The sequence below is a fragment of the Kitasatospora phosalacinea genome (assembly GCF_000717185.1).
GTDB classification, from domain to species: domain Bacteria; phylum Actinomycetota; class Actinomycetes; order Streptomycetales; family Streptomycetaceae; genus Kitasatospora; species Kitasatospora phosalacinea_A.
The window spans coordinates 106,677-124,739 of sequence record NZ_JNYE01000012.1; the positions used below are offsets into that span (position 1 = coordinate 106,677).

The following is an 18,063-nucleotide window of genomic DNA, read 5'->3' on the forward strand; positions in this document are numbered from 1 at the left end:
CGCGAGACTAGGGCAGCGGAGTGACCCCTGTCACACCGCCGTCAACCCGATCGCGGGCACCACCCGGACGCGCCGACGTGCCGACCGCCGCCACGCCGACCCGCCCGTTACGCGGGCCGCCGTCACCCGGACCGCCGTTACGCGGGCCGGTTCAGTCGGGTGATGAACTTGTAGCGGTCGCCGCGGTAGATCGAGCGCACCCACTCCACCGGCGCGCCGTCCGCGTCGAAGGAGTGCCGGGACAGCTGCAGCATCGGCAGGCCCAGGTCGGAGCCGAGCAGGCCGGCCTCGCGCGGGTTGGCGAGGGTGGTCTCGATGGTCTCCTCGGCCTCCGCGACCGTCACCCCGTAGACCTCGCGCAGCGCGGTGTACAGCGAGTTGTGCTTGGCCAGGTTGCGCCGCAGCGCGGGGAAGCGCTTGGCGGACAGGTGCGCGACCTCGATCGCCATCGGGTCGCCGTTGGCCAGGCGCAGGCGCTCGATCCGCAGCACCCGGCCGCCGGGCTTGATGTCCAGCAGCGGGGCGAGCCGCTCGTCCGCGGAGATGTAGGCGACCTCGACCAGGCGGGAGGTCGGCTCCAGGCCCTGGGCGCGCATGTCCTCGGTGTACGAGGTGAGCTGCAGGGCCTGCGCGACCTTCGGCTTGGCGACGAAGGTGCCCTTGCCCTGGATGCGCTCCAGGCGGCCCTCGACGACCAGCTCCTGCAGGGCCTGCCGGACGGTGGTGCGCGAGGTGTCGAACTGGGCGGCCAGCGCGCGCTCCGGCGGTACCGGCGTGCCGGCCGGCTGGGTCTCGGTCAGCTGCAGCAGGTGCCGCTTGAGGCCGTAGTACTTCGGGACCCGGGCCGTGGCGGTGGCAGGGCCGGTCTGGATCGGCACGGTGGAGCCCTCGGCGAGCGCCGCCGTGTCCCTGTCGCCACTCATGGCAGCTCTCACTCCTCGTTGGAGGCGGTCCCTTAACGGACCCCTAAGTCCTATGTAACAGCACATGTTTGCACGCGCGGGAGAACAAGCGTGAGCCCCGGGCCGCATTCGAAGCGGCCCGCCGGGCACGCGACGGGCCCGGGACGGGGCGCCTGGCACCCGTCCCGGGCCCGTCCCGAGTGTCTCAGCCGGCCCTGGCGGCCGTCACCGCGAGCCCCGCGAGGGCTTCCGCCGCGGCGATCGCGCAGACCCGCGAGCCGCCGTAGGTGGCCAGCGTGGTCACCCCGCGGGGGGCGAACAGCCCGGCCACGCCGTGGGCGGTGCCCATCTCCACCACCACCGCGTCCGGCCGGTGCTCGACCAGGGCCAGTGCGGCCCGGCGCATCCAGGCGTGCCGGTGGACGTCGCGCACCACCAGCACCAGCGGGCGGCCGACGGCCGCGCCCGCCAGCGGGGCGGTGTCGATCTCGACGTCGTGGGCGGCGACCTCGACGTGCAGCAGGCCGGAGCCCTCGGTCACGGTCGCGGGCGGCGCGACCCGGGTGGAGGTGGTGCCGGGCACCAGCTCGCCCAGCGGACCGGCCACGCCCCAGGGGGTCTCGTCGCCGACCGCGATGTTCGCGGCCGGGGAGAACTCGACCACGTGCGGGACGCCGCCCAGCGGGCGGAGCTCGCCGCTGATCCGCAGCGCCCGGCGGGCGGCGGTCAGGCCGACGCCGACCTCGGCCTGCTTGCCGACCAGCGCGGCCCGCACCCCGGCGGACCAGCGGGCGACGGCCCGGTTGCGCTCGGCGGCCTCGTGCAGGCGCTCGGCGGGGAGCCGGCCCTCGCGGACCGCCCAGACCAGGGCGTCGCGCAGGTAGACGAAGGCGTCCTCGTCGTCCAGGCCGCCGCCGACGCAGATGGTGTCGGCACCGGCCGCGACGGCCCGCACCGAGCCGGCCGCGACGCCGTGGGTGCCGGAGATGGCGCCCATCTCGATGCCGTCGGTGACGATCAGCCCGTCGAAGCCGAGCTCCTCGCGGAGCAGGCCGGTGAGGATGCGCTGCGACATGGTCGCGGGCAGCTGGGCGTCGTAGGCGTCGAACAGGATGTGCGCGGTCATGATGCTCTTCACGCCGGCCGCGATGGCGGCGCGGAAGGGCAGCAGGTGCTCGGCGAACTGGTCCAGGCCGAGGTCGATCCGGGGCAGGCCCAGGTGCGAGTCGCCGGCCGTGTCGCCGTGGCCGGGGAAGTGCTTGGCGCAGGCCGCGACACCGGCGGACTGCAGGCCGCGGACGTACGCGGCGGTGTGGCGGGCGGCGAGGTCGCCGTCGCCGCCGAAGGACCGGACGCCGATCACCGGGTTGTCCGGGTTGGAGTTGACGTCCGCGTCGGGCGCGTAGTTGAGGTTCACGCCGACGCTGGACAGGTCGAACCCGATGGAGCGGGCGACCCGCTCGGTGAGGTCGGTGTCGTCGACCTCACCGAGCGCCAGGTTCCCCGGGTAGGAGGAGCCGCTGGCCACCTCGAGGCGGGTGACGTCGCCGCCCTCCTCGTCGGTGGCGACCAGCAGGTCGCCGTTGAGCGCGTACAGCTCCGAGGTCAGGGCGGCGACCTGCTGCGGGGTGCGGATGTTGCGGCCGAACAGGGCGACGCCGCCGAGTTCGCCGTCGCCCAGTCTGCGACGCAGCCACTCGGGCGCGGTCAGACCGGCGAAGCCGGGCTGCAGGACCGCTCCGGCGTCGCGGAGGAGAGCGGCGCTTTCCGTACCGGGCATCGCCTTGTTTCCTTCCCTGGAGGTGAGAGGTGTTTCAGGTGCAGTGAGGGGTGAGGAAGGGGCTCAGCCCTTGACCGCACCGGCGGTGAGACCCGCCGACACCTTCTTCTGGAAGAACACGAACAGGATGATGACGGGCAGCGAGACGAGCAGGCCGCCGGCCATCTGCGAGCCGTAGTCCGCGGCGCGGGTGGGCGTGGACGAGTAGAACGTCAGCCAGGTCATCGAGGTGTTCTTGCCGTTGGTGGCCATGAGGGTCTTGACGACGATGAACTCGTTCCAGGCCTGGATCCAGCTGTAGACCGCGGTGGTGACCAGGCCGGGCATGGTGAGCGGCAGGATGATGCGGAAGAACGCGCCCCACTGGGTGCAGCCGTCGACCATCGCGGCCTCGTCCAGCTCGGACGGGATGTTCACGATGAACGAGCGCAGCGTCCAGATCACGTACGGGACGGTGAAGACCAGGTAGGCGAGGATGACGCCGACGATGGTGCCGGTCATGTTGATCTCGTTCATCAGCACGAACAGCGGGATGAGGATCGCCATCAGCGGCACCATCTGGACCACCAGCATGGTGACGATGAAGAAGTTGCGGCCGCGGAAGTTGAACCGGGCCACCGCGACGGCGGCCAGGAAGCCGACCGCGACACCGAGGACCACGGCGCCCAGGGTCAGCAGCACGGTGTTCTGCAGCGACGGCAGGAAGTCCTTGTCGTCGAAGATCGTCTTGTAGCTGTCGAGCGAGAACGTGGACGGCCAGAACGTCGGGTTCTGGGAGATCAGGTCCTTGTTCGTCTTGAAGGTGGTGAGGACCATCCAGTAGATCGGGAAGGCCATCACGACCGCGACGAGCAGCGCGATGGTGTTCCAGACCCAGGTCATGACGCCGCTGCGGCCGACCTCGGTCTCCTTGGACTTCTTCGGCTTCTTGACCGGCGGGAGCGGCTGCTGGGTCTCCGGGGCGGGGGAAAGGACGTCGCTCATCGCTCGTTGGCTCCGATCTTGAGCATCTGGCGGATGTAGAACACGAGCGCCGCCAGCATCATGATGATCATGATGATCGAGATCACCGAGGCGTCGCTGTACCGGGACGGGACGATGCCCTCCATGTACAGGTAGGTGCCGATGGTCTGGTAGCCGGACTCGGGCGAGGAGTTGCGCAGCGCGTAGATCTGCGCGAACACCTGGAAGTCCCAGATGAAGCTGAGCGCGGCACTGATCATCAGGAAGGGCCGGATGACCGGGATGGTCACGTGGAAGAAGGCCTGGAGGCCGTTGGCGCCGTCCAGCTTGGCGGCCTCCATCAGCTCCTTGGGCACCTGGGTGAGCGCGGCGTACAGGCCCAGCACCAGGAAGGGCAGCGCGCCCCAGATGACGACGGCGGCACCGACCACGTACAGGCCGACGGTCGGGTCGGCGAACCAGTCGTAGTTCTTCCAGGTCTCGTCACCGGTGATCAGGTAGGCGACGTAGTCGACCACGCCGCCGTTGGAGGCGAACAGCCAGCGGAAGACCTGGCCGTTGACCAGGGCCGGGATCGCCCAGACGAACATCATCACGGTGAAGACCGTGACCCGGACCCAGTTCGACACCCGGTTGAGCAGCAGCGCGATCAGCATGCTCAGCACCATGGAGAGGATGACCAGCTCCGCGGTGAAGTAGATCGAGCGGAGGATCACCTCCCAGAAGGTGTCGTCGTGCAGGATCTTGTCGAAGCCGTCGAGGCCGATGTACTTGGCCTTCTCCGGGTGCTTCAGGTAGGCGAACTTGTTGACGTTCTGGAACGCCAGGTCGAACAGCCTGTAGATCGGGTACACCAGGACGCCCAACAGCACGATGACCGCGGGCAGCAGGAGGGTGTAGGGAATGTACTGGCCGCCCGCGAAGACGCCGCGGCGCTGCAGCTTCTTCACCGGGGCGGGCCCCTGGTTCTCGGACCGCGTCACGGTCTCGTCGGTGGTCACACTCATCAGGGTCCTTCCCGGGCCCGCGGATCTGGTCGGTCCTGGCGCACGGGTGGGCAGTCCGCGTGATCGCGGACTGCCCACCCCCTAACCTGCGCTCAGTGCGGTGGTCCGCCCGAGGCGTTCCGGACTCCCCGGACGGACCTGCGTGTTCAGCCGGTCGGTCAGCCGTTCAGGCCCTTGATGACGTCGGCCTCGGCCTTCTTGAGCTCGGCGGCCGGGTCGCCACCGGCGGCGATCGCGCTGAGGGCGTTCTTCAGCGCGGTCTCGTTCGAGCCGGACCACATCGGGGAGTTCGGGATGAACCAGGTCTTGCCCTCGGCGGCGGAGCCGGCCGCGACGTTCGCCGGGTCGGCCTGCTTGTAGGCGGCGACCAGGTTCTTCGCGTTCGGGATCGCGTGCTTGGCGAGCGCGGTCTGCTGCGCGGTGTTGGTGAAGATCTGCAGGAAGGTCGCGCCCAGGCCCGGGTTCTTGGCGTTGGACGGGACGGCCAGGTCGGAGCCGCCGAGGAACGCCGGGGTCGGGTCGCCGGCCGCCGCGCCCGGGAGGGCGATGGTGGCGAGCTTGTCCTTGAGGGCCGGGTTGCCGTTCTTCTCGTCGATGACCGAGCCGACCTCCCAGCCGTTGCCGATGATGGCGGCGATGTTGCCCTTGGCCATCAGCGCGTCCTGGTCGGTCTCGTCAGCGGTGGTGCCGCCGACCGAGAACTGCTTCTGCAGGTCGTTCCAGGTGGAGATGCCTTCGACGAACTTCGCGTCCGAGAGGGTGCTGGACCAGTTGTCGCCGTCCTTCTTGGCGATGACGTTGTCCACGCCGAAGGAGCCGGCGCCGAAGGAGACGGCGGTGTACCAGTTCTTGCCCGGCAGGTACAGGGCGGAGAAGTTGGCGGTGCCGGCGTTGGCGGCCTTGACCTTCGCCAGGGCGTCCTTCAGCTCGGCCAGGGTGGTCGGGGCCTGGGCGACACCGGCGGCCTCGAACAGGTCCTTGCGGTAGATCATGACGCGGGCGCCGGCGTAGTACGGGACGGCGTAGGTCTTGGAGTGGTCGGCCGACTGGCCGGAGGCGGCCAGGGAGTCCAGCCACTTGTCCGAGTTGTCGAACTTGCTCTTGACCGAGGTCAGGTCGACGAAGGACTCGGCGTCGATGTACTTCGCGGCCTGGGTGTTGCCGATCTCGATCGCGTCGGGCGCGTTGTCCGAGAGCATGGCGGTGTCGAGCTTGGTGGTGTAGTTCGACCAGGTCTGCCACTGGATCTCGACGTCGGCGCCGGTCTCCGCCTTGAACTGGGTCTTGGCGGCCTCGACCACGTCGTTCCACTGCTTCTGGGCGTCGTCCATCAGCCAGACGGTGATCTTCTTGCCCTTGCCGTCCTTGCTCAGGACCTCGCCCGACTTGCTGCCGCTGTCGGACGAAGAAGACGACGAGCAGGCCGAGGCGACGAGCACGGTGGCGATAGCGGCCACGGCTGCGATCTTGCGGTTCAAACCATCCTCCAGAGGGATGAGCAAGGTAGGGCACCGGGCTGCTGGGCCGACTGGCCTGGAGCTGCGTTGTGCCGTATGGGGGAACGTCACCGAATGACACGGACACGAACTGCCGTCTCCGGCGGGCCGATCCGTGAGGTGGAGTAGACCATTGGTTTAGACCAACGCCTGGAGGTTGGCATGGACCAATGACGAGCGTCAAGGGCTCGAAGAGCGGTTGCACAAGCCGTTATCAACGCTTGACTCGGCCGTGTTGGACTGGACCAACGTGGGGAGGAAACGGGACCTATCGGGGCACCGGGCCGTTACCTCCCGGCGTCGCGGGCCGCGTCCGCGGCATATTTGTGAGGCCATGTCAAGAACGGGTACCGGCCACCGCGCGAGGGTCGCGCGCAAGGGTGGCGTCCCTCACGGCCCGCTGCACGGCCGCGCTGCACGGCCGCGCTGCACGGCCGCGCGCCGCACGGCCGCGCGCCGCACGGCCGGGTGCCGCGCCCGTACGAGGGCGCTGCGCGGGGGCGCCGGGCGGGGCGTCGGTCGGTGCGGCCGCGGGGTGCGCGGGCCCGGGGTGAAAGCGGCGGAGTTTCCCGGCTCAATACCGAGGGGCCAATGGCGGGGCTTCCTCCCCGGTTTTCCGGCCGGGTCCGGCAATGGCCGGGGCGGGAATCCCGGTCGGCAGTTCCGCGGATTTCCCGGGATCCCCGGCGTCCGCCGCCAAGTGGCCCGCGGGGCCGGTGTTCTGCGGCGCCCCGGGCCCGGCGGCGTTCGCGCGCGGCCCCGCGCGCGAGCGGCTCCGGGGTGCGCCGCCGCAGGCCCCGGCACCGGCCGGGCCCGACGGGGGACGGTGCCAGGGTGCGCCGATCCCGTCCGGGGGTGAACTCGTGCGTATCCGACGGGTGGCGGCCCGGCCCCCGGGGCTCCGGCGGGCGGGGCGGGCGGGCGGCCGCCCGGGGCGGCGCCGGATAAATCGGGGGCGCGGGGATTCCGGGAATTGGCGGTGATCCATTCGCCTCACCGAGGGTCACCTTAAGTGACCCTAAAGTCATGCGCGCGGGGCGGCCCCCGGGGAGGGTTGACGTGGTCGGGCCAAGGAAGGCAACGGATTGACAACGAGCAGGGTGCGAAACAGCACCCGCGTTGACGCCCCAAATTGGTCTAGGCCAAGATCCGGAAATCTGGTCTGTACCACCGCGCAGACCTCCCCGCCCCTATCCGGAGGATTGCGTGAAGCGTCAGGTACTGGCCACGCTCAGCACCGCTGCCCTGTTGGCCACCGCCGCAGGCTGCTCGTCCGGCAGCCCGTCGCCTTCACCGACGAACGTCGACACGAAGGACTTGACCGGCACCGTCACCGTCTGGCTGATGAACGACGCCCAGAAGAGCTGGCCCGAGCTGGTGCAGCAGGTCAACGACGAGTTCGCCGAGAAGTACCCGAACGTCCAGCTCAAGCTCAGCTACCACGAGTGGTCCAGCAAGGTCTCCGAGCTGGACGCCGCGATCGCCGCGGGCGCCGCCCCGGACGTGGTCGAGCTCGGCAACACCGAGACCCTGAAGTACATCGTCAACGGCTCGCTGCTGAAGGTGGAACGGAACACCTTCGACAACTCCGACAACTGGATCAAGGGTCTCGCCGACACCTGCACCTACAAGGACGCGCTCTACTGCGTGCCCTACTACGCGGGCGCCCGCGTCGGCATCTACAACTCGAAGATGTTCCAGGACGCCACCGGCTCCGCGGACCTCCCGCAGGACGAGGACGCCATGATCGGCGCCCTCGACAAGGTCGCGGCCAAGTACAAGGGCGTCCCCGGCTACTCGGCGCTGTACCTGCCCGGCCCCTACTGGTACGCCGCGATGTCCTACGTCACCGCGTACGGCGGCTCGATCGCCCGCTTCGACTCGGCCGGGAACTGGCACGGCACCCTGCACGAGGCCAAGTCCCAGCAGGGCCTGCAGCACTTCGTCGACCTGGTGAGGAAGTACAACAAGGGCGGCGACCTCAAGGTCAACGAGCAGGACCAGGCCAAGGTGCTCGGCCACGAGAAGGCCGGCCTGATCTACGCCAACGGCTGGGAGCAGAGCGTCGCCACCGCCCCGATCACCGGCACCCCGGCCCTGCAGGACGTGCTCAAGGTCGCCGCGATGCCCGGCCCCGGCGGGAAGCCGCTGCCCTCCTTCATCGGCGGCTCCGACCTGGCGGTCACCGCCAAGACGCAGAGCGCGCAGGCGGCCACCGACTGGGTGCGGATGTTCACCAGCGCGAAGTCCGAGCAGGTGCTGGCCGACAAGGACACCCTGCCGAACAACCTGGTCCAGCTGGCCCCGCTGAAGGACAAGCCCACCACCGCCGCGGCCGCCAACGCCGTCCAGGACGCCTGGTTCACCCCGCTGGCACCCGGCTGGGGCGCGGTCGAGAAGCAGAACATCCTGGTCGACATGCTGAACGCGATCTTCTCGGGCAAGAGCGTCGCGGACGCCACCGAGGAGGCCGACGCCCGGATCGACCAGCTGATCAACAACCCGGGCTGACCGGCCCGATCGGCGTTCCGGGCCTTCGGACCGGGCCCCGCGGCGGACACGGAGTGTGCTGCGGGGCCCGGTCGCACGTAGGATCGGCACAGAACAGTTCCATGCAGCGAGGGTGCGGACTCGCCGCCGTTCAGAGGTCCCCGTCGGGCGTCCCGCCCCACGGGGTAGAACCATCTCTCCACGGAGGCACACCCCGATGTCCGACCCGCAGACTGTTTCCGTACCCGGCAGGATCATGTCGGCGGAGATGGCCGAGCAGCCGGCCGTCCTGCAGCGCATCCTCGACGAGGGCGCGCCCGCGATCCGTGAGATCGCCGCGCAGATCGCCGCCCGCAACCCGCGCTTCGTCCTGCTGACCGCCCGCGGGACCTCCGACAACGCCGCGCTGTACGCCAAGTACCTGATCGAGGTGCTGCTCGGCAAGCCGGCCGGCCTGACCTCGATGTCCACCACCACCGCGTACGGCGCCAAGCCGGACCTCACCGACTGCCTGGTCGTCACGGTCAGCCAGTCCGGCGGCTCGCCCGACCTGGTGGCCTCCACCAAGGCGGCCCGCGAGGCCGGTGCGATCACCCTGGCGGTCACCAACAACGCCGCCTCGCCGCTCGCCGAGGTCTCCGAGTTCCACATCGACGTGCTGGCCGGGCCGGAGAAGGCGCTGCCCGCCACCAAGACCTACACCGCCGAGCTGCTGGCGCTGTACCTGTTCGTCGAGGGCCTGCGCGGCGGCGACGGCTCCGCGGCGAAGGCGCTGCCCGAGCTGGCGGCGGGCATCCTGGCCCGGCAGGGCGAGGTCAAGGCGCTGGCCGAGCGCTACCGCTTCGCCCAGCGCCTGGTCATCACCTCGCGCGGCTACGGCTACCCGACCGCCCGCGAGGCGGCGCTGAAGCTGATGGAGACCACCTACATCCCGGCCTCCCCGTTCTCCGGCGCGGACCTGCTGCACGGCCCGCTGGCCATGGTGGACAACGTCTCGCCGGTCATCGCGATCGTCCCGGACGGCAAGGGCGGCGAGGCCCTGCAGCCCGTCCTGGACCGCCTGCGCGGCCGCGGCGCCGACCTCGTGGTGATCGGCCAGCAGGACCAGGTCGACGCCGCCAGCGCCGGCTTCGCGCTGCCGGCCGGCGTGCCCCAGGAGGTCCAGCCGATCCTGGAGATCCTGCCGCTGCAGCTGCTGGCCTACGAGGTCACCATCGCCCGCGGCCAGGACCCGGACGCCCCCCGCGCGCTCGCCAAGGTCACCGAGACCCACTGAGACGCGCGAAGCCGCCCCCGCGAGGTCCTGCGGGGGCGGCTTCGTCGTGTCCGGGGGCGCGCGGTGGAAGCTTCACACCGGGCGGGGAGGGGCGGGGGAGAGCGGGAGGGGCCGGAAAACACTTCGGGCCACGGCGCCGACACAGGACCCTCAACCTGTGCGGCACCGTAGCCCGGAGCTGTATGCCGGAGGCGGGGACCGTCCGAGAGTTGTGCGGGACCCTCGAACGACGCCTCCGACCGAGGAGGGGCCTCGCGCGGTCAGGGCAGTTGCGCGGAGGGCCTCTCCTTGGTGCATGTTCATTGTGGACTAGACCAATCTGGGTTGTCCAGAGGCGCCCCGCAATTGGTCTGGACAACGTACGGGCAGGTGGTCGGCGATACGCTCACCGTGTGCCCTCGCTGAACGAACTCGTCCGCCGCCACACCACCCTCACCGGTGCCGACGTGGAGTGGCTGCACCTCCTGGTCTCGGAGTGGCAGCTGCTCTCCGACCTGTCCTTCGCCGACCTGGTGCTGTGGATCCCCACCTGGGACGGCATCCGCTACGTCTCGGTGGCCCAGATGCGGCCCAACACCGGCCCCACCTCGTACCAGGACGACATGGTCGGCCACCTGGTGCCGCGCGGCCGCCGCCCGCTGCTGGACGCCGCCTACGACGAGGGGAGGATCGTCCGCGAGGGCGACCCGGAGTGGCGGGAGGAGGTGCCGGTGCGGGTGGAGTCCATCCCGGTGCGACGGGACGGCAAGGTGCTCGGCGTGATCGCCCGCAACACCAACCTGCTGACCGTCCGCACCCCCAGCCGGCTGGAGCTCACCTACCTGCAGAGCGCCTCCGACCTGGCCCAGATGATCGCGGCCGGCAGCTTCCCCTTCCCCGGCGCCGAGCAGGCCGACATGGACGCCGCGCCGCGGGTCGGCGACGGCCTGATCCGGCTCGACGTGGAGGGCGTGGTGACGTACGCCAGCCCCAACGCGCTCTCCGCCTACCACCGGCTCGGGCTGACCACCGACCTGGTGGGCAGTCACCTCGGGCGGAGCACCGCCGAACTGGTGCCGCCCAGCCGCGGCGCGGTGCACGAGGCGCTGGTGAAGATGGCCAGCGGCTGGGCGCCCCGGCAGACCGAGGTCGAGGCGCAGGGCGGCGTGGTGACCCTGCGGACCATCCCGCTCAAGCCCAAGGGCACCCCCACCGGCTCCCTGGTGCTCTGCCGGGACGTCACCGAACTGCGGCGCCGCGACCGCGAGTTGATGACCAAGGACGCCACCATCCGGGAGATCCACCACCGGGTGAAGAACAACCTGCAGACCGTCGCCGCGCTGCTGCGGCTGCAGTCCCGCCGGATGGACTCGGCCGCCGGCCGGGCCGCCCTCGACGAGGCCGTCCGCCGGGTCGGCTCGATCGCCATCGTGCACGAGACGCTCTCGCAGGCCCTGGACGAGTCGGTCGCCTTCGACGAGATCGCCGACCGGGTGCTGGCGATGGTGATGGAACTCTCCCAGGACGGACGGGTGGTGGCCCGCCGCAGCGGCTCCTTCGGCATCCTGTCCGCCGAGGTCGCCACCCCGCTGGCGATGATCCTCACCGAACTCACCCAGAACGCCCTGGAGCACGCCTTCGGCCCCAGCGCCTCCGGCAGCATGGAGGTCAGCGCGCTGCGCGGCCGCGCCCCTTCCGGCGGCACGGGCTGGTCGGAGACCTGGAACAACGGCGCCAAGCCCGAGGAGTACCTGCTGATCACCGTGCAGGACGACGGTCGCGGCATGCCCGAGGGCTTCGACCCGCAGCAGGCCGGCAACCTCGGCCTGCAGATCGTCCGCACCCTGGCCACCGGCGAACTCGGCGGCACCTTCGACATGGTGGCCGCGCCCGAGGGCGGTACCAAGGTGGTGCTGGAGATCCCCGTCCGCTGAGCACGGCCGCCCGGCCGGACCCCGGTGGCCCCGGATCCCCGGGGCCGCCGGGCCACCGGACCCCCGGAGACAGAAACGAGGCCCTGCCGACCGGGGGGGGTGGGTCGGCAGGGCCTCTCGACCCGGTCCGGCCGTCGGGGGGAGTCGGCCGGAACGGGGGCTTCTGGTGATGGCGCGACGCCCGCCTCCGTGCGTTGCACACGGTGAGCGCCACAGGCCAACAATATTGCTCTAAGTGAACAGTATCAAGTGCCTGGACGGCTCGCGTCGTCGGCCCCGCGGATCGAGCGGGGCCCGTTCGGGAAGGCTCGGCCGGCCAGTCGCGGCCGAACCCTTGATCGTAAGTTGATCCGTACTGCGTGCTGACGGTGCGTCAGCGGGTGTGTCAGGCGGTGCGGGCGCGGTTGCGGGCAGCGCGGCGCTTCATCGCACGACGCTCGTCCTCGCTCATGCCGCCCCAGACGCCGGCGTCCTGGCCGGTCTCCAGTGCCCACTGCAGGCACTGCTCCATCACGGGACAACGGCGGCACACGGCCTTGGCTTCCTCGATCTGCAGCAGAGCAGGGCCGGTGTTCCCGATCGGGAAGAACAGCTCCGGGTCCTCTTCGCGGCAGACAGCGCGGTGGCGCCAGTCCATGGTCGTCCAACTCCTCCGGTCGCGGGCGGTGGCCCGTGACTCACTCGAATGGCTTGTGAATGTGAACGCTTTCACGAATCCCGCAACAGCAAAAGGGACCTAAGGCCCACCGGGCCCGGGCGGTCTGTGCTGAGGGGGGTTCGGCGATTCCAGGGGCTCTCCCGCGGTGTCCCGCTGCGGTGTGTCCCGATCGCCATGTAGAGGTTCGCAAACCTCGGAGCCGGATACAACCCCCTTCGGCAAGAAATTTTTGATTCTTCGGTGTCGCCTACCTCACAGGCAGTACTTCTATGGGGTGAAGGGGTTCGAACGTTCGAGAGCAAGGTTGCGACCCCCTTCTGGTCACACAATCACACGCAGTGCCCGTCGTACGCCTGTGAAACTGACGCGACTCCTGTCTCCAAGGTGGTCCCCGTCGACCTGAAACGGGGCCGGTTCCTCTGAAACCAAGGTGAAGTGCCGAACGTCGTGATAGGAGACGAGGTGCTTCCCGGAGGGCCCGGCCGGGCGCGCACCCCCCTCCGCCGCGGGCAGCGGGCGGAGGATCTGACGGACCGTTCGAGCGGTCCGGAACGCGGTCATTCGAGTGATGCCGAAGATGTCGAGGTCGGTTTCGAAGGACGCCGCGGGGGAGGGGAAGACCGGACGGGAACCCAGGAAGGTCCACGGCGAGGTGTTGGACACCACGGCCATCACCATGCCCGGCACCGGGTCCTGGCCGTTGATCTCCAGGGAGATCGGCCCCGAACGGCGGTGCTCACGCTCAGTGACGTAGTGCCGGAGCGCCTCCACGACGTAGAGCGCGTGCGTGGACTTGCGCCCCGCACGGCGCTGGCGCTCCACCCGGCCGACCACGCCCGCGTCGAAGCCAAGGCCCGCGGTGAACGTGAACCAGCGGTCCGGCAGCCCGTCGGTCAGCGCCTTGCCCAGGCCGATCGACCGCTCCCGGCGGTCCGCCAGCGCGTCCAGCAGCGCACCCGTCGCCTCCACCGGGTCGTTCGGCAGGCCCAGCGCCCGGGCGAACACGTTCGTCGAACCGCCCGGCACCACCGCCAGCCGCGGCACCCGCTCGCCCGGGCCGTGCGCCAGCAGGCCGTTCACCACCTCGTTGACCGTGCCGTCCCCGCCCAGCGCCACCACCAGGTCCACCGAGCCGTCCTCGGTCACCCGCTGCGCCAAGTCGCGGGCGTGGCCGCGGTACTGGGTCTGCGCGACCTCCAGTTTCAGGTCGCTGCGCAGGGCATGGGTCAGGACGTCCCGGGTCCGGCCACTGGTGGTGGTCGCCTTCGGGTTCACGACCAGGAGAGCGCGCATGGTGATCAGCCTACGACCCGCCCGGCGCGAGCCGACCGTTACCCTGGCCCGGTGACCGCTGAATCCGCCACCGCCCCCGCCGCCGCCCCCGCCGCCCGGCCCGTCCCGCTGCTCGTCGGCTCGGCGCTCACCGCGCTGGAGGGCGCGGCGATGGCCGCCTGGGGCGTCTACAACCTGGCCTCCGGCTTCACCGGCGCGGACGCCGACTTCGGCCGCGCCGAGCTCGGCGGCGCCGTCCTGCTGCTGATGGGCCTGCTGCCGCTGCTCGCCGGCCGCGCCCTGCTGCGCGGGCAGCGCTGGGGCCGCAGCCCCGCCGTGCTCACCAACTCCATCTGCCTGCCCGTCGCGTACTACATGTGGGAGTCCGGCGGTGCGATGGCCGCCGTCGGCGTCGCGGTCGGCCTGCTCGGCCTGGTCGGCATCGGCGCCCTGCTCAACCCCAGGGTCACCGCCGTGCTGTACGGCACCCCCGGCGACGGGCCGCAGTAGCCGCCCGCGGACGGACGCGGACGGACGCAGGGCCCGTCCCCGGGTGGGGACGGGCCCTGCGGCGTTCCACGGGCCGCTGCGGGGGCCTACTCCTCGACCAGCAGCTTCTCGCGCAGCTGCGCCAGGGTGCGGGCCAGCAGCCGGGAGACGTGCATCTGCGAGATGCCGACCTCGGCCGCGATCTGCGACTGGGTCATGTTCCGGAAGAACCGCAGCACCAGGATCTTCTGCTCCCGGGGCGGCAGCTGGGCCAGCAGCGGCTTCAGCGACTCGCGGTACTCGACGCCCTCCAGCGCCTCGTCGGTCGCGCCCAGGGTGTCCGCCACGGCGGGCGACTCGTCGTCGCTGTCCGGCACGTCCAGCGAGAGGGTGGAGTACGCGTTGGCGGACTCCAGGCCCTCCAGCACGTCCTCCTCCGAGATGCCCAGGTGCTCGGCCAGCTCGTGCACCGTCGGCGACCGGCCGTGCCGCTGGGACAGTTCGCTGGTCGCCGTGGTCAGCGACAGCCGCAGCTCCTGCAGGCGGCGCGGCACCCGCACCGCCCAGCCCTTGTCGCGGAAGTGCCGCTTGATCTCGCCGACGATGGTCGGCGTCGCGTACGTGGAGAACTCCACGCCGCGCTCGTGGTCGAACCGGTCCACCGACTTGATCAGGCCGATGGTGGCGACCTGGGTCAGGTCGTCCAGCGGCTCGCCGCGGTTGCGGAAGCGCCGGGCCAGGTGCTCCACCAGCGGGATGTGCATCCGGACCAGCTGGTTGCGGATCTCCACCCGCTCCGCCGAACCCTCCGGCAGCTCGGACAGCCGGACGAACAGCGCCCGGGCCGCCTCGCGGTCCGGGGCGCCGCTGCGGTGCCCCTGGGCCGGCACGGTCGAGCGGACGGCCTCGGCGGCCGCCGCCGCCGGACCGTCGTCCGCCGCGGGCCCGGCAGCGGGTGCCGTCTCGGGCCCGGGCGCCGCCTCGGGCAGCTCGGGCTTCGGGTCGGTCGGCTGGCTCATCCGGTGGGAGTCCTTCGGGAGGGCTTCGTCAGGGGTGGCGGGGCGGGCGACGCTCGCCTGCGGCGGTACGACGGCAACTGTGCGGTCCAGATCACTCACGGCGATCACCCGTTCCGTTCCGAGAACACGTCACTACCTACGGCTGGCCCGGCGACCCGCCGCGCTTCTTGTGCAGGCTGATGGAGACCGTGTTGTCCGAGCCCACCGTCGAGTCGACCTCGCCGGCCAGCGCGGAGAGCACCGTCCAGGCGAAGGTGTCCCGCTCCGGGGCCCGGCCGTCGGTGGTCGGCGCGGAGACCGTGACCCGCAGCGAATCGCCCACCAACTGGAACACGCAGCTCAGGATCGAACCGGGCACGGCCTGCTGGAGCAGGATCGCGCACGCCTCGTCCACCGCGATCCGGAGATCCTCGATCTCGTCCAGGGTGAAGTCGAGCCGGGCCGCGAGACCGGCCGTCGCCGTTCGCAGCACCGAGAGATAGGCACCCGCCGCGGGCAGCCGGACCTCAACGAAGTCCTTCACTCCGGGCTCGCCGTCGATCTGGGACACCCTCACCTCCTGGGTGGCGCACGGTGCTTGCGGCCGGGGAGCTGCCAACACCACTACTGGCTCGGTTCAACTGCCTTGTGCCCCGAGACGTTACCGCGCCCGGGGGCGGTCTGTCGTGATCTCGCGCCACCGTCACGGGAACGAGGGACCACGGTTCGAACGGGGCGCGCTCAGCGCGGCTCGGAGCCGAGCTCGGCGAGCGCGCCGTCGGTCAGCCGGAAGACCGTCCACTCGTCCATCGGCACCGCGCCGAGCGACTTGTAGAAGCCGATCGACGGCTCGTTCCAGTCCAGCACCGACCACTCCAGCCGCTGGTAGCCGCGCTCCACGCAGATCCGGGCCAGCTCGGTCAGCAGCGCCTTGCCGTGGCCGCCGCCGCGCTTCTCCGGGCGGACGTACAGGTCTTCCAGGTAGATGCCGTGCGTGCCGCGCCAGGTCGAGAAGTTGCGGAACCAGAGCGCGAAACCGACCCGCTCGCCGGACTCCTCCTCGGCGATCAGGCCGAACACCGCCGGGTGCTCGCCGAACAGCGCGTCGTGCAGCTGCTCCTCGGTGGCCTTCGCCTCGGGCAGCGCCCGCTCGTACTCGGCGAGTTCGCGGATCATGGCGTGGACGAAGGGGACGTCGGCGGGGGTCGCGGTGCGGATCATACGGTCGAGCGTACTCATCTCACCCCTTCATCCGGAATGGCCTTTATGCCCGGGGCGGCACCGCCGGAAACGGTCTCCGGACGGCGCGCCCCGGGCACGGGCGGGTTCCTGCGGGTGGACGGGGGCGGGTGCGGGCCCCCGGGGGCCTTCCGGGAGGGCTTCCGGGAGGGCTCTCCGGGGTCAGGCGGACTGCCGGGCGCGCAGCGCGTTCAGCAGGGCGGCGCCGCGCTCCGCGTCGTCGACGCTGACCGCGAAGTCGTGGCCGGTGGCCAGGACCCGCACCACCAGGCACTCGCCGGAGCGCAGCATCACCGTGGTGCCGAGCCCGTTCAGCCGGTAGCCCCAGCCGCCGACCTGGGAGGGCAGCCGGCGTTCGACCCGGGCCGAGTCGAGCTCGGACAGCGTCCAGCGGCGGGTCGGCAGGCCGAACACGCCCAGCGCCACCTCCAGACCGGCCTCGGAGACCCGGACCCGCACCGAGGAGCAGCACGCCGCCGACCCGGCGACCACCGCCAGCACCGCGAACAGCGGCCAGCCCCACCCGGCCCCGAACAGGCCCGTCGCGGCACCCACCAGCGCCACCGCGGCCGCCGGGCCGCCGACCGCCGCGAGCACCCGCAGCGCCGGGTTGGCGGCCCGGGAGAACCACACCAGGCGCTCGCCCTCGGCCAGTTCCAGCACCGGGCCCGCGGGCACCGGGGGAGCGGCCGCCGCCAGGCCGCGCCCGCCCAGCAGCCGCACCGCCGCGGCGGTCAGCAGCGCGGCCGCGAAGGCGCCGAGGAGCCAGCCGACCGGCAGCCCGGCCCCGTGCCAGTCGGTGCGGTCGAGGTTGGCGCGGACCGCGGCGGTCTGCAGGCCGAGGAACAGCACGCCGCCCGCCAGCAGGCCGGCCAGGTTCCAGACCCGCAGCAGCGCGTCGCCCCGGCGGAGGGTCAGCAGGCCCGCGGTGCCCAGCACCGCCCAGATCAGCGCGGGCACCAGGCAGGCCGCCCACAGCGGCATCGAGCCGTCCGCGGTGCTGCCGCGCCAGTGGGTGGCCAGCCGGTCGGGCAACCGGTCGGCCACGGTCAGCGGCAGCACGGCGGTCAGCGCCGTCGTGCCCGCCACCCAGAGCGTCGGCCACAGCAGGCCGCCCCGCTCCCTGCTCTCCTTCTCCTGCCCGGTCACGGCATCCCCCTGATCAGTTCGACGAGTTCGTCCCTGCTGTAGCCGCACCGGGCGGCCTCCGCGACCAGCGCGCGGGCCTGCTCCAGCAGCCCCGAACGCCGGTCGGCCCCGGCCGCGACGGTCACGCCCCGGCCCCGGCGGAACTCCAGCACCCCGGCGTCGCGCAGGTCGCGCAGACCGCGCAGCACGGTGTTGACGTTCACGTCGAGCGCCTCGGCGAGGTCCCGCGCGGAGGGCAGCCGGTCGCCCGGGCGGCATTCGCCCTCGGCGACGGCGCGGCGGACGGCGGCGGCGATCTGCTCGTGCAGGGGCCGGGTGTCCTTGGTGTCCAGTCTCAACAGCATGGTGCTAATGAAACTATCACCATCGACTTCTAGGGGGAAGCGGGGAAGCGGGGAAGCGGGGAGGTGGGGAGGCGGGGAGGTGGGAGG

At 71.3% G+C, this 18,063-nt stretch carries 16 protein-coding genes; 4 read left to right on the forward strand and 12 right to left on the reverse strand.

Annotated features, from left to right (window positions below; translation table 11 throughout):
- Window positions 1-137: 137 nt before the first annotated feature.
- From OO57_RS07435 to OO57_RS07455, 5 genes are all read right to left on the reverse strand, one after another.
- Complete coding sequence (locus OO57_RS07435) at window positions 138-923, reverse strand: GntR family transcriptional regulator (RefSeq protein WP_033212033.1); 786 nt, start codon at window positions 921-923, stop codon at window positions 138-140.
- Window positions 924-1,107: 184 nt separating this feature from the next.
- Window positions 1,108-2,682, reverse strand: coding sequence for a glycoside hydrolase family 3 protein (locus tag OO57_RS07440; protein ID WP_033251492.1), 1,575 nt, complete (start codon window positions 2,680-2,682; stop codon window positions 1,108-1,110).
- Window positions 2,683-2,745: 63 nt separating this feature from the next.
- The gene (locus OO57_RS07445; RefSeq protein WP_033251493.1) at window positions 2,746-3,666 is read right to left on the reverse strand and encodes a carbohydrate ABC transporter permease; all 921 of its coding nucleotides are present in this window, start codon (window positions 3,664-3,666) and stop codon (window positions 2,746-2,748) included.
- Window positions 3,663-4,652 (reverse strand): carbohydrate ABC transporter permease, encoded by a 990-nt coding sequence (locus tag OO57_RS07450; RefSeq protein WP_234337248.1) that lies wholly within the window; start codon window positions 4,650-4,652, stop codon window positions 3,663-3,665. Before OO57_RS07450 ends, OO57_RS07445 begins: the two co-directional genes overlap by 4 nt.
- Before the next feature lie 158 nt (window positions 4,653-4,810).
- The gene (locus OO57_RS07455; protein ID WP_234337249.1) at window positions 4,811-6,109 is read right to left on the reverse strand and encodes an extracellular solute-binding protein; all 1,299 of its coding nucleotides are present in this window, start codon (window positions 6,107-6,109) and stop codon (window positions 4,811-4,813) included.
- A gap of 1,245 nt (window positions 6,110-7,354) precedes the next feature.
- On the opposite strand from OO57_RS07455, the gene OO57_RS07460 reads away from it, so the two are divergent.
- From OO57_RS07460 to OO57_RS07470, 3 genes are all read left to right on the forward strand, one after another.
- Entirely contained in the window at window positions 7,355-8,659 is a 1,305-nt protein-coding gene (locus OO57_RS07460) for an extracellular solute-binding protein (protein WP_033251496.1), read from the forward strand.
- 196 nt (window positions 8,660-8,855) lie between these two features.
- Window positions 8,856-9,914 (forward strand): SIS domain-containing protein, encoded by a 1,059-nt coding sequence (locus OO57_RS07465; protein WP_033251497.1) that lies wholly within the window; start codon window positions 8,856-8,858, stop codon window positions 9,912-9,914.
- 392 nt (window positions 9,915-10,306) lie between these two features.
- Window positions 10,307-11,827 carry a sensor histidine kinase gene (locus tag OO57_RS07470; protein ID WP_033251498.1) on the forward strand — a complete coding sequence of 507 codons (1,521 nt, stop codon included), beginning with the start codon at window positions 10,307-10,309 and terminating at the stop codon, window positions 11,825-11,827.
- Between the two features lie 385 nt (window positions 11,828-12,212).
- On the opposite strand, the gene OO57_RS07475 is transcribed toward OO57_RS07470, so the two are convergent.
- Both OO57_RS07475 and OO57_RS07480 read right to left on the reverse strand, forming a co-directional pair.
- A complete protein-coding gene (locus OO57_RS07475; protein ID WP_014138019.1) occupies window positions 12,213-12,464 on the reverse strand; it encodes a WhiB family transcriptional regulator in 252 nt (83 codons plus the stop codon).
- 342 nt (window positions 12,465-12,806) lie between these two features.
- Window positions 12,807-13,778 (reverse strand): diacylglycerol/lipid kinase family protein, encoded by a 972-nt coding sequence (locus tag OO57_RS07480; protein WP_033251499.1) that lies wholly within the window; start codon window positions 13,776-13,778, stop codon window positions 12,807-12,809.
- A gap of 51 nt (window positions 13,779-13,829) precedes the next feature.
- Between OO57_RS07480 and OO57_RS07485 the strand changes: the two genes are divergently transcribed.
- On the forward strand, window positions 13,830-14,267 hold the full coding sequence (locus OO57_RS07485) for a hypothetical protein (protein WP_033251500.1): 438 nt from the start codon (window positions 13,830-13,832) through the stop codon (window positions 14,265-14,267).
- Between the two features lie 86 nt (window positions 14,268-14,353).
- Here the strand turns inward: OO57_RS07485 and OO57_RS07490 are convergent, their stop codons facing one another.
- The 5 genes from OO57_RS07490 to OO57_RS07510 all read right to left on the reverse strand — a co-directional run bounded on the left by OO57_RS07490 (window position 14,354) and on the right by OO57_RS07510 (window position 17,976).
- Window positions 14,354-15,265, reverse strand: a complete 912-nt coding sequence (locus OO57_RS07490) for an RNA polymerase sigma factor SigF (protein ID WP_234337250.1) — start codon at window positions 15,263-15,265, stop codon at window positions 14,354-14,356.
- A gap of 136 nt (window positions 15,266-15,401) precedes the next feature.
- Window positions 15,402-15,815, reverse strand: a complete 414-nt coding sequence (locus OO57_RS07495) for an anti-sigma regulatory factor (protein WP_033251501.1) — start codon at window positions 15,813-15,815, stop codon at window positions 15,402-15,404.
- Between the two features lie 170 nt (window positions 15,816-15,985).
- Window positions 15,986-16,465 (reverse strand): GNAT family N-acetyltransferase, encoded by a 480-nt coding sequence (locus OO57_RS07500; protein ID WP_033251502.1) that lies wholly within the window; start codon window positions 16,463-16,465, stop codon window positions 15,986-15,988.
- 180 nt (window positions 16,466-16,645) lie between these two features.
- Entirely contained in the window at window positions 16,646-17,632 is a 987-nt protein-coding gene (locus OO57_RS07505; RefSeq protein ID WP_234337251.1) for a DUF1648 domain-containing protein, read from the reverse strand.
- Window positions 17,629-17,976 carry a GntR family transcriptional regulator gene (locus tag OO57_RS07510; RefSeq protein WP_033251503.1) on the reverse strand — a complete coding sequence of 116 codons (348 nt, stop codon included), beginning with the start codon at window positions 17,974-17,976 and terminating at the stop codon, window positions 17,629-17,631. Before OO57_RS07510 ends, OO57_RS07505 begins: the two co-directional genes overlap by 4 nt.
- Window positions 17,977-18,063: the final 87 nt, after the last annotated feature.